Origin of the sequence: Furfurilactobacillus milii (assembly GCF_009863985.1) — a bacterium.
GTDB lineage: Bacteria > Bacillota > Bacilli > Lactobacillales > Lactobacillaceae > Furfurilactobacillus > Furfurilactobacillus milii_A.
This window is the reverse complement of the sequence record NZ_WEZT01000018.1, coordinates 105,932-120,286: the sequence shown is the minus strand read 5'-3', so window position 1 is coordinate 120,286 and position 14,355 is coordinate 105,932. Positions and strand designations below refer to the sequence as shown.

At 42.5% G+C, this 14,355-nt stretch carries 15 protein-coding genes; 5 read left to right on the top strand and 10 right to left on the bottom strand.

Annotation, left to right across the window (positions count from 1 at the left end):
- Nucleotides 1–91 precede the first annotated feature (91 nt).
- The 3 genes from GB992_RS08745 to GB992_RS08735 form a co-directional block, all read right to left on the bottom strand.
- A complete protein-coding gene (locus tag GB992_RS08745; RefSeq protein WP_161002090.1) occupies nt 92–742 on the bottom strand; it encodes a hypothetical protein in 651 nt (216 codons plus the stop codon).
- 87 nt (nt 743–829) lie between these two features.
- On the bottom strand, nt 830–1,309 hold the full coding sequence (gene rlmH / locus GB992_RS08740; protein ID WP_161002089.1) for a 23S rRNA (pseudouridine(1915)-N(3))-methyltransferase RlmH: 480 nt from the start codon (nt 1,307–1,309) through the stop codon (nt 830–832).
- Between the two features lie 894 nt (nt 1,310–2,203).
- A complete protein-coding gene (locus GB992_RS08735) occupies nt 2,204–3,514 on the bottom strand; it encodes a S1C family serine protease (RefSeq protein ID WP_162855664.1) in 1,311 nt (436 codons plus the stop codon).
- A 291-nt stretch (nt 3,515–3,805) separates the two neighbouring features.
- Here GB992_RS08735 and GB992_RS08730 point away from each other — a divergent pair, with 291 nt between their 5' ends.
- On the top strand, nt 3,806–4,186 hold the full coding sequence (locus GB992_RS08730) for a winged helix-turn-helix transcriptional regulator (RefSeq protein ID WP_161002088.1): 381 nt from the start codon (nt 3,806–3,808) through the stop codon (nt 4,184–4,186).
- Between the two features lie 85 nt (nt 4,187–4,271).
- Here GB992_RS08730 and GB992_RS08725 read toward each other — a convergent pair whose 3' ends face one another.
- From GB992_RS08725 to GB992_RS08705, 5 genes are all read right to left on the bottom strand, one after another.
- Complete coding sequence (locus tag GB992_RS08725; protein ID WP_161002087.1) at nt 4,272–5,138, bottom strand: GRP family sugar transporter; 867 nt, start codon at nt 5,136–5,138, stop codon at nt 4,272–4,274.
- Between the two features lie 76 nt (nt 5,139–5,214).
- Complete coding sequence (locus GB992_RS08720) at nt 5,215–6,000, bottom strand: glucose-1-dehydrogenase (protein WP_161002086.1); 786 nt, start codon at nt 5,998–6,000, stop codon at nt 5,215–5,217.
- Between the two features lie 59 nt (nt 6,001–6,059).
- A complete protein-coding gene (locus GB992_RS08715; protein WP_161002085.1) occupies nt 6,060–7,247 on the bottom strand; it encodes an NADH-dependent flavin oxidoreductase in 1,188 nt (395 codons plus the stop codon).
- 85 nt (nt 7,248–7,332) lie between these two features.
- On the bottom strand, nt 7,333–7,653 hold the full coding sequence (locus GB992_RS08710) for a winged helix-turn-helix transcriptional regulator (protein ID WP_161002084.1): 321 nt from the start codon (nt 7,651–7,653) through the stop codon (nt 7,333–7,335).
- A 103-nt stretch (nt 7,654–7,756) separates the two neighbouring features.
- Nucleotides 7,757–8,149 carry a winged helix-turn-helix transcriptional regulator gene (locus GB992_RS08705; protein ID WP_161002083.1) on the bottom strand — a complete coding sequence of 131 codons (393 nt, stop codon included), beginning with the start codon at nt 8,147–8,149 and terminating at the stop codon, nt 7,757–7,759.
- A 241-nt stretch (nt 8,150–8,390) separates the two neighbouring features.
- Between GB992_RS08705 and GB992_RS08700 the strand changes: the two genes are divergently transcribed.
- The 4 genes from GB992_RS08700 to GB992_RS08685 all read left to right on the top strand — a co-directional run bounded on the left by GB992_RS08700 (nt 8,391) and on the right by GB992_RS08685 (nt 12,409).
- Nucleotides 8,391–9,026 (top strand): HAD family hydrolase, encoded by a 636-nt coding sequence (locus GB992_RS08700; protein WP_161002082.1) that lies wholly within the window; start codon nt 8,391–8,393, stop codon nt 9,024–9,026.
- Between the two features lie 253 nt (nt 9,027–9,279).
- The gene (locus tag GB992_RS08695; protein WP_161002081.1) at nt 9,280–10,635 is read left to right on the top strand and encodes a threonine/serine exporter family protein; all 1,356 of its coding nucleotides are present in this window, start codon (nt 9,280–9,282) and stop codon (nt 10,633–10,635) included.
- Nucleotides 10,636–10,826: 191 nt separating this feature from the next.
- Complete coding sequence (locus GB992_RS08690) at nt 10,827–11,771, top strand: oxidoreductase (protein WP_161002080.1); 945 nt, start codon at nt 10,827–10,829, stop codon at nt 11,769–11,771.
- Nucleotides 11,768–12,409, top strand: a complete 642-nt coding sequence (locus GB992_RS08685) for a TetR/AcrR family transcriptional regulator (RefSeq protein ID WP_161002079.1) — start codon at nt 11,768–11,770, stop codon at nt 12,407–12,409. The genes GB992_RS08690 and GB992_RS08685 overlap by 4 nt, the downstream gene beginning before the upstream one ends.
- Nucleotides 12,410–12,496: 87 nt before the next feature.
- On the opposite strand, the gene GB992_RS08680 is transcribed toward GB992_RS08685, so the two are convergent.
- Together GB992_RS08680 and GB992_RS08675 are read right to left on the bottom strand one after the other, a co-directional pair.
- Nucleotides 12,497–13,285, bottom strand: a complete 789-nt coding sequence (locus GB992_RS08680; RefSeq protein WP_161002127.1) for an MBL fold metallo-hydrolase — start codon at nt 13,283–13,285, stop codon at nt 12,497–12,499.
- 145 nt (nt 13,286–13,430) lie between these two features.
- Complete coding sequence (locus tag GB992_RS08675) at nt 13,431–14,342, bottom strand: two-component system regulatory protein YycI (RefSeq protein WP_161002078.1); 912 nt, start codon at nt 14,340–14,342, stop codon at nt 13,431–13,433.
- Nucleotides 14,343–14,355: the final 13 nt, after the last annotated feature.

The following is a 14,355-nucleotide window of genomic DNA, read 5'->3' as shown; positions in this document are numbered from 1 at the left end:
TAACCAGCGACCGCTTAAAATACTCGACTGGCAAACACCGTATCAGGTTATGCTGACAAATTTGTCCAAAAATTCGGATTAAATTTGCAATCTACCTTAATACATAATTAACAACATCAATATTATAAATAGTTGGCTTTTTGTCTTCGTTAAAATCAAATCCTTCTTTTTTAGACGTAGGGCTTACTTGTACAATTTTCCTATTTGCTAAAAATCGAAAGTATCCATACGAATCAGCAATATCTGAAACTATCCTCAACTTGCTCTCTTCCCACTGAGGACACAGCTCGTTGTCCACTTTTTTAACTTGCCATAAACATGCAGCAAGCAGTGTTCTCTCTTTAAGGTTTAAATCCTGATAATTACGTTGGTTTACATCTGAATACTCATATTCAGAAGCTATTGCCTTCGTTGCAACACTATCTGCCAATATATTATTTAATTCTTCATGTTTAACGTATTCTGTAAAGCCACAGCTTAAACACATATCTTCATATCTATATTTTCTAGTTCTAGAAAGCAATCTCGTCCTTACTTCTCCACCACACTTAGAACATTTGTTGTGAAAAATCAATCTCGGAAAGGTCCTTATTAGATTTTTTTCCGAAACTCCATCTATTTGATTTTTAGCGATAATATGTGCAATTGGCTTGTCCTCAAAGTATTCTACAATTACATCCATAATTTCATTGCTATTTAATTTTTTTAATTGTGATGAGATGCTGTCTAAATCAATTTTCAAATTACTATCCCCTTTTACTTTATCAAGAAATATCTTTAGATTATTTATGATACGGACTTCTGTATCGCTTATCCTTGCGGTACCACATCACTTATGATATGGCGAGCCCGAGTTAATCATAAATGCCCTGTATATCTGCTCACTCAGCACTAGACGCATCAGCTGATGTGGCAATGTAAACTTACCAAATGAAATTTGTGCGTTTGCACGCTTCAAAACTGCGGGTGTTAGTCCCAGTGAGCCGCCGATAACGAACGTTATGTCAGAATGTCCGTACGTTCCTAAGTCCTCTATCTCCTTGGCAAACGCCTCTGATGTCCGTTCCTTGCCTAAAATAGCCAACGCATAGACATATTCTTTATCTTTAATATGATCCAGAATTCGCTCCCCTTCTTTAGCCATAACCGTATCCATTTCGGACTGGCTTAAAGATTCGGGAGCTTTTTCGTCCGCAACTTCGACAATTTCAAACTTACAAAACTTAGACAAACGTTTCGCATATTCTGCAATGCCCTGCTTAAAATACTTTTCTTTCAGTTTTCCAACACCAATAATCTTGATATTCACGTGTATATACTCCGTTTCTAAATTTTGTTTTCATCCACAAGCACATCTGTTATGAAAAAGTTATCCACAGCTTTTACTTTTCCTTAACTTTCTTTACCAAAAATAATCGATTTTGCGACGCTATGTGACGCTGTCATTTTAACCTGTGAATAAAAGTTATCCACAGTTATCCACAAGGCATCTTCACACGAACACGCAGCCCGTAACCATTGATAATAAAGGGTTTTAAAATCGAACAGAGGTTTTTATGACCACTTATCCACCGCACTTTTTTGACCTGTGGATAACTTTTCCCACTGTTTCGAAATCCTTAGTTTTCGGCATTTATCCCCAATTCACAAACTTATCCACAGTTTTCCACATAGTTATCCACACCTGTGCAAAACAATTTTTTCATTGCATTTTTCGAAACGAACCACTTTATTTTTCATGGCTTAGTTTGTTCGGAAAACTCGATGCTTTTATGGGGCAATTTGCCGAAAATGGGTAATGTCCCAGGAAAACATTCGGTTTTCCAAATTGGACACCAGCTAACTAAACGATAACTACAGAATGCTGTTTACGTGACGGTGATTATTATGCAGAATTAATCCTGCATATTTACACTTTATTCTGTATAAAGACAGTTTATCCACACCACGTTTCGTTGTTTTATCCCACATTCCGTGACTTTCTCGTTTTCAAAAGTATACATTACATTATTCATTTGTGGATTGTTTACCACCTAATTATAGATAAAAAAAGCTTATAAATACACCCATACCAGTCGTTTAGACTAAATAGAAAGTAATCAAATTTCCCAGGAAATGATTATCATGATTCAATTTGAGTTTGTGAAATCCCCGAAGACACAAAAAAAGAGTAATTGTTTTCCACAATTACTCTTTAAAAGATCTACTTGCTTGAACTACTTAATTGACTCGTACTCTCGCTCAACGTTATCGTACCGGTCTTTTGTTGACCATCACGATAGTATTTCACGGAAACTTTATCCCCAATCTTATGGTTATAAAGCACATCACGTAAGTCTGCTTGTGACGTTACCTTGGTACCATCTATCTCGGTAATAACATCGTACTTCTTCAGGCCGGACTTTTCAGCAGCCGAATTGTTGTAAATTTTAACTAGCACAACACCGCCAGTTACACTGCTTGGCAGCTTCAAAGTATTCTTTTGGCTGGTACTGTCGACACTTGAAAGATCCACAAGTCCGACACCCAACGCTGGACGAATAACCTTACCATTTGTAATTAATTGATTAATGATGGACACAACTTCGTTAGAAGGAATCGCAAATCCAATCCCTTCAACCGACGTACCACTCGAAGATGACGCCAACTTCATTGAGTTGATACCGATGACCTGACCAGATAAGTTGATCAATGCCCCACCAGAGTTACCAGGGTTGATTGCTGCGTCCGTTTGAATAACGGTCGCATCCCCAGTTTGATTACCAGATTCATCTTCTACTGGCACCGTTCGTTTCTTGGCGGAAATAATCCCTTCAGTCACTGATGTTGCATACTGTGACCCAAGTGGTGACCCGATGGCTAGGACAGATTGGCCAGCCTGAATCGCAGTGGAATCACCGAATTGAGCAACCGTGTTGATGTACTTAGCATCCACACGGATAACAGCTAAATCAGTCGTGGAGTCCGTGCCAACTAGCTTACCTGAAATCTTCTTCCCGTTGCTGAGAATAATTTCCAAGGCACTGGAACCTGAGACCACGTGATTGTTCGTCACAATATAGGCATCATTTCCGGATTTCTTATAAACAACCCCGGAACCTTCACTAGCGGTTTCCAAAGATGATTTGCTAGATGAGGAATCTGAGTCACTACCACTTGAATTTGATGATGAGCCACCACCAAAGATACCGTACAAGCCTTCGCTATCACTTGATGATGACTGCTTCTGCATGTTAACAACCGAAACAACCGCGCCCTTAACCTTGCTAAAGGCCTTCGTAGCATCGGAGTTGCTCTTTACAGTGACATTGGCGACCTTAGTCGTTCCATTTTTATATGACGTATCACCATTATTATTGTTATTCAGGGCAGAGGCACCCCCATAGGCAATACCACCACCTAATAATCCGGCAACTAAGCCAACAATGCCGACCTTCACTAAACCTGAATTTGATTTGCGTGGACGTTGTGGTCCTTGCCCACCTGTTTGCTTATTCTCGTCATTATAATCCATAGGCTTTTGCGAAAATTCGCTACCTCCTCTAAAAATTGATTACTCTACAGAGACCATTATACAGTTTCAACTTAAAGCGGGCTTAAACGGATGCCTCGCAAACTCATATTTTTTCTAATGGTGACTATTTGGCTTAATTATTGTTTCATTTACAAACTGCCAATGACGCCTCTGCTTCAGGTAAGTTTTACACCCCCCTCGCGCCGTTTGAAAGGTCTAACTTTTTCGTTTTATTTTTAAACATAAGTGGTGTAGCATTCATGCCATAATAGACGAGGAGCAAATTAACACATGAGTGAAGCTGAACCAATTTACAAAAACGGCGTTCAGGCCACACTAGCCGTCATGGGAAACAAATGGAAACCGCTCATTTTATGCCACTTAGGACACGGGCCCATGCGGACAGCCGATATTCGGCGAAATGTCACTGGCATTTCGCCCAAAGTTCTGACTGAACAACTGCGTGAGCTGGAGCACGACGGCATTGTCACCCGGAAAGTATTCAACGAAGTGCCGCCACACGTTGAATATAGCGTGACCGAATACGGTAAAACGCTGAACAACGTGCTTATTGCCATGTCGGAATGGGGCGAGGATCGAATTAAGATTCTTCAATCGCAGGGGCAAAACGCCTCGTTGCTCTTCCCTAATCATGATGGTTATGAAAATTAACGCAAACAACGGTTTGATTTCGCGTCATAAACGTCGAATCAAACCGTTGTTTTCTTTTTGTCTTTAACCAATCGTCAACTAGTCGTTACATGGCCATGTTACCAATCATGACACCACCGACCACGACCAATAGCAGACCAACAACCGTCCATACTAGGCCTCGAGGAGTGCGGTGCTCACGTAAAATGAAGATGCCGCCAAGTGTTGCCAACACAACATTCATTTGTGAAAGTGTGAAACCAGTGGCCACGCCATTTCGTTGAGCCGAAATCAGATACGTCAGCGCAGCAATGGAAAAAACAACACCATCAATCAAGCTAATCCACGTAACCCGTTCACTCAAAATATGCGGGCCAGCCGTCACAAGCGTCAGTACAAGTGCCATCAAAGCCATTCCCAATCCTTGTGGTAAGAATCCCTGCCATCCGGATACGTTTGCCAAACGTGGAAAGGCTGAGTATCCCACATACCCCAGAGTAGATAGTGCAAAGATCAAAATTGTCACCCAAATTGATGGTCGTTTTTCATCCGTTTGTTTGGCGCCATCAACTGTCGTTAGCACAATGCCAACAACAATAACCACTAGCGCAATAAAGCCGATCAATAATTCCACAGAGCCAGACCATTCGCCGAATGCCAGTACCCCCAACAACGACGTGCCAACTAATTGCAGCCCCGTAGAAATTGGCATCGCCTTCGAAACACCGATTCGCTGAAACGCCATGTACTGAAGATACTGTCCAAATGTCCACGAAGCACCAGACAAAACAGTCAGCCAAAACTGACCAACGCCAATTTCTGGGCGAATGAATAACCACGTGATGATGGCCACAATAAAGGTACCAAATGTCGTGCCAATAATCTGATTAACGGGCTTCCCACCAATTTTAGTTACCACGATGGGCAAAACGCCCCACGCAATTGCCGGAATCAATCCAATCAAAATACTCACAATCGAAACCTCTCTTCTGTCGATATGGCAGCCTTATACTAGCCGCATTTTTTATCTCATCATAAATCCTTGAACGCTAACCCTTACCGTTCTGGAATGAAGGATACAGCGTCATCCCACCATCCACAAACAGAGTCACACCTGTAACGTAACTAGATTGATCAGATGCCAACCACGCTGCAGCGGCCGCAACATCTTCTGGATCACCGATTCGTTTCATTGGTACCATTTCTAGCGTGTCCTTCATTTGTTGTGGATCAGCAAACTTAGCAGCGTTGATTGGCGTGTTGATGGCGCCAGGGCCAATGGCATTTACACGCACACCACGGTTGGCATATTCCATCGCAATCGTCTCATTGAATAATTTCACGCCACCTTTTGAAGCAGCGTAATGGGCAAAGCCAGGCCACGGAATTTGTTCATGAACAGAGGACATGTTGATAATATTGCCCTTCTTATCGTTCTTCACGAAATAATCCAGTGCTGCGCGTGATCCTAAGAAAACACCCGTTAGATTAATGTTCAACACGCGTTGCCAATCTGATAGTGGCATTTCGTTTGTCGCAACACGGTTTTCCATCCCCGCGTTGTTAACCCATACATCAAGCGTACCAAAGTTATTTAGCGCAGCATTTAGCAATGCCGTGGCACCGTCTTCTTCGCTAATATCTGCTTGAACGGCGACTGCTTGGCCACCATTTTCTTCAATCAGTTTGACCGCTTCATCAGCACCCGTTTTATCTGACCGATAATTGATAACAACTGACATGTGCTCTTCGCCAAAGCGTTTTGCAATTGCCTGACCAATACCCTTTGAGCCGCCTGTTACAACCGCTATTTTGTTCTTTAAATCTGAATACATTTTCTTTTCCTCCGAATCTTCTCGTTAATAATCTGAACTCTGTCCGACCATTTAGTTCCTTACATTTTCTTCTCAAAGCCTTCCATCGGCGCGACCGAATTCGTATAGTCCACAACCGGTGTGTGATCATTGCTAAAGTGCATAACCGAATAGAATGCACCTTTTAAATAGTGCTGCATCGCTACTGGGATACCCAACTCGTCCATTTCAAACGGTGAAATCTGGTAGCGAATACTATCTTCATCATCCCCAGCAACCTTTTCGTACCATTGCGGTTCACGAATCATTTCACGACCGATTGCCGCAAAACTAGCACCAGCAGCCAACACCTTTTCAGCATCATCAGGCGTTTCAATCGATCCCACACTTATCAATGGTTTACGGCCATCTAACTGCCGAACTATTTTGTCCAAAATCGGTTCCTTATCCGTTGCGTCATTCAACGAAGTGCGCCATGCAGATCCCATTGAGGTGTGTACATAATCAATTGGTGTCTCACTCAGCATTTCGACAAAAGCCATCGTGTCATCCAAACGAATACCCAGCTCGCCGATTTCTTCCGGCGAAATCCGATAACCTAGCAAGAACTTGCCATTCGTTTCCTGGGAAATAACTTCGTGAACGGACTGAATAACGGCTCTTGCAAAATTCATCCGTTTGTCACGATTACCACCCCAACGGTCTTCGCGGCGGTTGGAATGCGGTGAGTAAAATTGCTGCAGTAGATAAGTGTTAGCGCCATGGAGTTCAACGCCATCGAAACCCGCTTCAATTGCCCTGTGAGTCGCGTCGGCAAATGCCTGAATGATTGACTCAATTTCCGTTTCGGACAACGCTCGTGGTGTTTCCGCATCTTCAGGACGATTAGGTTTTACCGCACTGGCACTGACAGTTTGCGTGCCCCGTAAAATCTGTGAATTTGATTTTCGCCCGGCATGAAAAATCTGTAGCACAGCCTTTGTCCCGTTCCGTTTGATTGCACGGGCCATCTCTGCCAATCCGTCAATGTCGCTATCATCTGCAATCGATAGCTCGCCTTCAAATCCCTTCCCACCAGGCACAACATTGGCAACCTCAGCGACTACCATGCCAACACCACCGGCGCGCATCTTATAGTAGTCAATTTCTTCATTAGTCACATGACCATCATAATAACTGGACATTGTGGTGGTTGGTGCCATCACCACGCGGTTTTTAATCGTGACGCCGTTGGCAAACGTATATGGTTGTTCAAATTGATATTTCATAACTTTTCTCTCCCTCTGTTTTCTTGAATGATTCATAGTTTAATGGCTGCCATCTAAAACTGAAATAAGGCACTTTTTAGTACCATTAAATTGATCTGTCAGTAGCTGCTTCCTGACGATGTTTACCCCATTCAGCCATTAATAATAAAAACGGGCGCGTTGATTGACCGGCTTTTGTTAACCGACAGCTTAATCCCCGATGTGTCGTCAACCGAAGTTGGATCAGACCATTTCGCCATAAACTACATAGTTGAAAGACAAACGAACACAAATTACGTTTCGGTAAGTGTTGATATAAATTCAGTAGCGATTGTGGGCCATCTAGCAGTGCTGTCACAATCAATGGTCGACACGTGCCAGCTAATACGCTGGTTGTATAACGGAGCCCTTTATCTTCATCATCCATTAGCCATCCTCCAATTCCTCAAGTGAATGACGCTAGTGTACTGACTCTGTATGGACAAAAAAAGAAGGCACTTTTGAGTACCTTCCCAAAAAAACATTTGAATTTAACCAACTTGATTCAAAATATCTGCGTAACCGCTGTGATCAGGATTTAAAATTTCAACAGGCTCGCCCGCTTCATTCAATTGCTCAATCCGCTGTTCACCCCAAACGGACATTTGAACCAGAATGCCACCCAGTGTTTTGCCAAACGCCGTTAAGTCATACGTCACACAGAACGGCGCCTTCGTGCCATGAACATGGCGAACAATGATGCCATCGCCTTCCAGCTCACGCAGTTGTTGGGTCAGCACTTTTTGCGTAATGTCAGGGATTTCACGCCGTAACTCACTGCTGCGTTGTTGACCCTTGCCCAAGTGGCACAAAATAATCGGTTTCCACTTACCACCAATCACTTCTAACGTTGCTTCAACCCCAATATTGTATGTCTTTGCCATTCTTACACCTCCTCAACCATCATCAGTTGTTCACCAGTCTACAGGCTTCAACTTCACGTGTGAAGTAGGTACTTTTGGGTAACCTAGCCATGAGCTTAACTGAAGTGTTCGATTTGCTGGCGACTAGCTAGTTTAGAAAGTTTTCACTGATGCTTACAATCTAACCTAATTAGAATCCTGACAGTGAGTAACGTATACTTATGGTACTGAGCGTTTCAAACGAACACTACTGGAGGTTCATATGTATAAAACTTTAATTTATGATTTTGACGGTACTATCGGCGACACACTTCCAATTTGCATCGCTGCTTTCAAAAAAGCAGTAACCCCTTTTTTAGACCGCGACATTTCTGACGAAGAAATTGTCTCGACGTTTGGTCCCAGTGAGGAAGGTACGATTCAGGCTTTAATTCCTGATCACTTCGACGAAGGAATTCACGCTTATTGGCAAGCCTACAAAGAACTGCAATACATGGCTCCTAAAGCATTTGATGGCATTCAGGAATTGCTTGATGACACTGCCAAAGCTGGTTTTCAAAACATCCTCGTTACTGGTAAAGCCCGCACCAGCGCCGACATTTCACTTGAACAATATGGACTCACAAAAGATTTCAAAATGATTCTGACAGGTTCTCCAAAAGGACCTAACAAACCTGAAAATATTGTCAAAGCCCTGAAAGAAACTGGCACTAATGCGTCTGATGCTCTCTACGTTGGTGATGCGCCCAGCGATATCACATCCGCTCACGCAGCTAACATTAAAATTGCTGCCGCACTTTGGGGTAGCATCATCGAACCAGAAAAAGTGGCTGCGTTAAAGCCTGACTATACGTGTCGTAGTGTGGCTGACTTCAGGCAGATTGTGTTACCGGAATAAACTGACAAATTGTTCCCTGTCTTCTTCACTTTTTTGAAGCAATCTAAATTATATATTGAATGACTTTTAATACCGACCTAACCAAACGGATTTCAATTTGGCTAAGTCGGTATTTGTTTCACGTGAAACGGTTCACCTTTTATTTACACTACAGCATTGTTGCCATATTACTCTCGGAAAAAGTTGCAGATTAGACCAATACTGGCATAATTAAAACTATATCTGAATTATTTCAGTCATTATGGGGGAAAGCATGGATAAAGATAATCATACGGGTTCTACACCAGAGGTGCCGCTATCAAGACGACATCATATGAAAATTCCGTGGAAGGATCTGATTGAGGACAACGACGTTGAGGCTCGTGATGCCAGCTTGCAAGAACGGGCATCCATTGTCGGCCGAATTGGCATCACAATGTTGTCCTGTGGTACTGGGGCTTGGCGAGTCAGAGAAGCAATGAACACGGTCGCCAGATCCTTAAAACTAACCTGTTCTGCTGACATCAGCTTAATCTCGATTTCCTATACTTGTTTCAGCGATGAGCACAGTTACACACAGGTGTTATCCTTGCCAAGCACCGGCGTTAACACCGATAAATTAAACATTCTAGAGGAAATGGTCAAGAACTTTAATAACGATTTCTCGTTTTTGCCAGTTAAGAAAATTCATCAGTTCATTGATAAAGTTCAACAACGACCGAAACAATATTCACCATTAGTTTCTGGTTTGGCTGCTGCAATTGCCTGTGCGTCATTTATCTTTTTGCTAGGTGGCGGTATTCCTGAAATGATCTGTACCTTCATTGGTGCAGGACTTGGTAATTTCGTTCGCGCTCTGATGGGTAAACATTCGATTACAGTAATTGCTAGCATTGCAGTTAGTGTCGCCGTGGCTTGTCTAACCTATATGTTTGCTTTCCGGATTTTCGAAATGTATTTCCATGTCTTGGCGCTACATGAAGCCGGCTATATTGGCGCGCTCCTCTTCGTGATTCCAGGATTTCCGTTTATTACCAGCATGCTGGACATTTCCAAGCTGGACATGCGTTCTGGTCTAGAACGGCTAGCCTACGCAATCATGATCACACTGGTCGCAACGTTAGTGGGTTGGTTAGTGGCCACCATCTTTGGATTTAAACCTGCCAACTTCTTGCCGCTTGGATTATCCCCATTAGTCTTAATGCTATTACGTTTGCCAGCTAGTTTTTTCGGAGTTTACGGGTTCTCGATTATGTTTAACAGTTCTCAGAAAATGGCGATTACCGCTGGATTGATCGGCGCCGTAGCAAACACACTCCGACTAGAACTGGTCGACTTAACAAACATTCCGCCAGCATCTGCCGCATTCTTTGGGGCTCTTGTGGCAGGTCTGATTGCTTCAGTGGTTAATCGGTTCAATGGTTACCCACGAATTTCTTTGACTGTACCTTCGATTGTTATCATGGTCCCTGGATTGTACATTTATCGGGCCGTTTTCAACATTGGTAGCAATCAAATTGCGGTTGGTTCCTTATGGCTGACAAAAGCGATTTTGATCATCATGTTCCTGCCATTAGGACTCTTCGTTGCTCGAGCTATCTTAGATAAGAGTTGGCGACATTTCGACTAGGTATGAACCTATGGGCATTTCCCTTACGTTGCCATCCAAACCATGCTGAAGTAATCCGAAATTTAATACTGACTTGTAAAACATCGCATCTTTGCGATGTTTTTTATTTAGATATTGACAATACTTTGTTTTGATTTAAAATGACTATTGGTCAGATTGACCAATAGTCATTTTAAAAAGAAGGTTCTCATATGAAACAAAGATGGACAACAACTGAAATGGGTAATCAAAAGAACAAAACATTCGTGATTACTGGGGCTACTAGCGGTCTTGGCCTAGCAGATACAAAAGCACTTTATGAAAAAGATGCAACTATAATTATGGCGGGACGCAGCGCTAAAAAAGGTCAACAAGTATTAAATGACATCGAAAAATCCGTAGTCACGCATACTGGAAAACTTTTGTTTATTCCTGTCGACCTTGCTAGTCTGGAAAGTATTCACCATTTCGTAGAAGTCCTGTCAAAGACAGTGTCATCCATTGACGTATTGATTAACAACGCCGGTGTTATGGAAATACCAACCAGACAGTTGACTGTCGACGGTTTCGAAAAACAATTTGGAACAGATTTTCTAGGTCCATTTGCGCTCACCGGTCTCATGCTTCCACTATTGAGAAAGTCTAAAAATCCTAGAATTGTTACAATTAGTAGCATTGCTCAAAAAGGTGGGCGAATTAATTTCCAAAACCTACAATCAGAAAAACGATATACGCCAGTCAGTGCCTATAGTCAGGCAAAGCTGGCAGATGTTATCTTCGCCAAAGAATTGCAGCGGCTTAGTGACGAAAATGGCTGGGGACTGCACAGTTTTGCCGCTCATCCTGGCGGTGCCCGAACCAACCTGTCCCGTGGAGCCGGCGAGCATAACTTCAACCGTTTCTTTTTAGACATTACACATCGCTTTTTGATGCCCGCAGAAAAAGGAGCATTATCAACATTGTTTGCCGCAACGAGTGATCAAGCCGAGGATGGCAATTTCTATGGTCCAACTGGCTTTCTAGAAATGTGGGGCTGGCCCGGCATCGCAAAAGCACCCCGCGCCAAAGATCCAACTGTTGCTCGCCGGCTTTGGTCTGTTTCCGAACAATTAACGGACGTACACTATGGTAAAATGTTTGGGGGTACCAAACTATGAAAACCGCAAAAACGGCTGCTCAAAAAAATCAGCGGGCCGAGAAAATTTTAACAACTGCAGCTGAGCTTTTCGATCATAATGACTACAGTCAAATTACTATGAGCGATATTGCTCAGCATTGTGATCTCAGTAAAGGTACTATTTTTAATTATTATCCAACAAAAGAAGCATTATTTCTCAGTTTGCTGAACACTAAGTTTTCTCAGTATATTAGCGTTTTTTCCACAACATTTAACGCTACCGCAGACATGTCAACTGACGAATTCAAAAAAATTATCATCGATTCAGTATGCTCACTGTTTGACACAAAACGTTTTTTAACCTATTTGAGACTTATGGCTATTCGAACAACGGTTCTTAATCCTGGAGCGGACGCTAAAACTCTCAAATTGGTTAATTCAAATTTGTCACAATCAAGCACTGATTTGGCCGTCAATATAAGTCAACATTTGCCAGGCGTTGTTCCACAGCAACTGGCCAATCTTTTTAGCGCCATTAATGCGCTTGTTTTAGGTTTTTTTATTAACACAGATCTATCATCAAATTTTATATTTCCTGAAAGTAAACTGCCACTTATTAGGCAAACCGTTACAGATTATCTCGATGGTTTCTTCAACAATTCTTTAAATCAAAAATAGGGCCCAAACAAAATAAAACAGCTATCAGTCCTTGGCAGGTCGCCACTGGATTGATAGCTGTTTTAATGTCACACGTGAAACATCATATTACAAGGTCATCAGATTCGTTGCTGAATCGGGATCCGTATCTAAAATACGGAAATCATGTTCAACACCAAAATCATGTTCTTCCATCATGGACGCGACTGTTAAGTGAGCCAACGTTTTCATGTTGTTTTCTTTACTCAAGTGGCCAAGAAAAATTCGTTTGGTCCGGTTTCCCAGCACCTGCATCAGGGCATTAGCGCCATCTTCGTTGGACAAGTGACCCGTATCACTCAAAATCCGTTGTTTTAATGGCCATGGGTACCCGCCCATTCGCAACATTTCCATGTCGTGATTACATTCAAATAGATAGGCGTCTGCGTTTTTAATCACACCAGCCATTCGTTCAGACACATAACCTGTGTCTGTTAAAATCACAAACGATTTGCCGTTAGAGTGTAATTCGTAAAATTGAGGGTCCACAGCATCGTGTGACACTGGAAAGCTTTGAACATCCAAGTCTCCCATCGACTGAATTTCACCAGCCTCAAGATCAAACTTTTGGTCCAACGGAATTTTACCAACCTTGTCAGAAATAGCATTCCACGTTTTTTCGTTTGCATACACGTTAATGCCATATTTCCGCGCCAGAACACCAACACTCTTGGAATGATCGGTATGTTCGTGCGTTACAAATAAACTGTCGACATCGTTCAAATCACGCCCAATTTGATGCATCAGCTCATTAATCTTTTTCCCGGAGAGTCCGGCGTCGACTAAGACCTTATGCGTGGGCGTTTCGATATATGTTGTGTTGCCAGTACTCCCGCTGGCCAGCACACTAATCTTCATTTCGTCAGTATCTGTAGATACTGCGTTTAAGGAATACGGATTACTTAAATCAATCACAGAGCCATCTCCATTATTTATGTCCAAATAAAAACTACCACTCATCGTAACATGAAATGCGCGGTAGTTTTAGTGCTGCAATCATATTTTAATTTCCGCTAGTCGCCGTGTTATCTTCATTATCCACGGTAATGCTTGATGTACTGCTACTGCTCCCTGAGGAACTACTGCTATTTGTCACCTGAGTTGTTGAATCTGTCGATTTCATAACAGCGCCGGTAAATGCGTTGACCCGTTTGATGACCACGTTATCCGTGTTCTTCGACTTCAAGGCAATGAACCAGGTTGGCACGTACACATTATTATCCGATACGCGTAACAAACGTGAGTAAGCTAGTTTAGACCACAATACCTTCGTGCTGTTTGGCAACTCGTTGTACTGGTATAACCAAATCAATGCCTTTTGTTGGCTAATGGTGGTGGTTTTTTCTCGAAGTGGTTCAGCCTGAATTACATAACTCTGTGTGTAACTAATCACCTGATTTTTAGCACCGATACGGAAACGCAATTGACCAGAAGGCGCCATAATCGTGCCGGATGGAACTTTCTGAACATAGACTACCTCGTTGGCAGAAACTTTAGAAAGTTCCGCGCTATAAACATATTCATCTCCGGCTGTGACGTTGGTATTGCTCTTAACAAACCGGTTCAATTGCGTTTGTGGCTTTTTAGGACTAACCGTCAATGTCTGATGCAGATAGCTGGTCATTTCAGTAGCGTTAAAACGGAGATCCTGGTAGGTTAAATTATCAACACCTGCGCGCAAACGTGAGAGGCCAGACTTTGCGGATACATAATAACCTTCCGCCTCTTTAGACGAGGGAGTAGTAAACGTAATGCCATCATTTTTCATTTCACGAAGAATGGTGGTCGCATTATTCGCGTTTCGTTGTGAGGATTCCGTTACGGTTGAATCACTCTTCTGCCAAGTTACAAACAAAAAAGTATTAATGGCTACAAAGGCCACAATAAAAATCCATTGAATTCTGCGAAAATCCATACTGCCCCTCCTT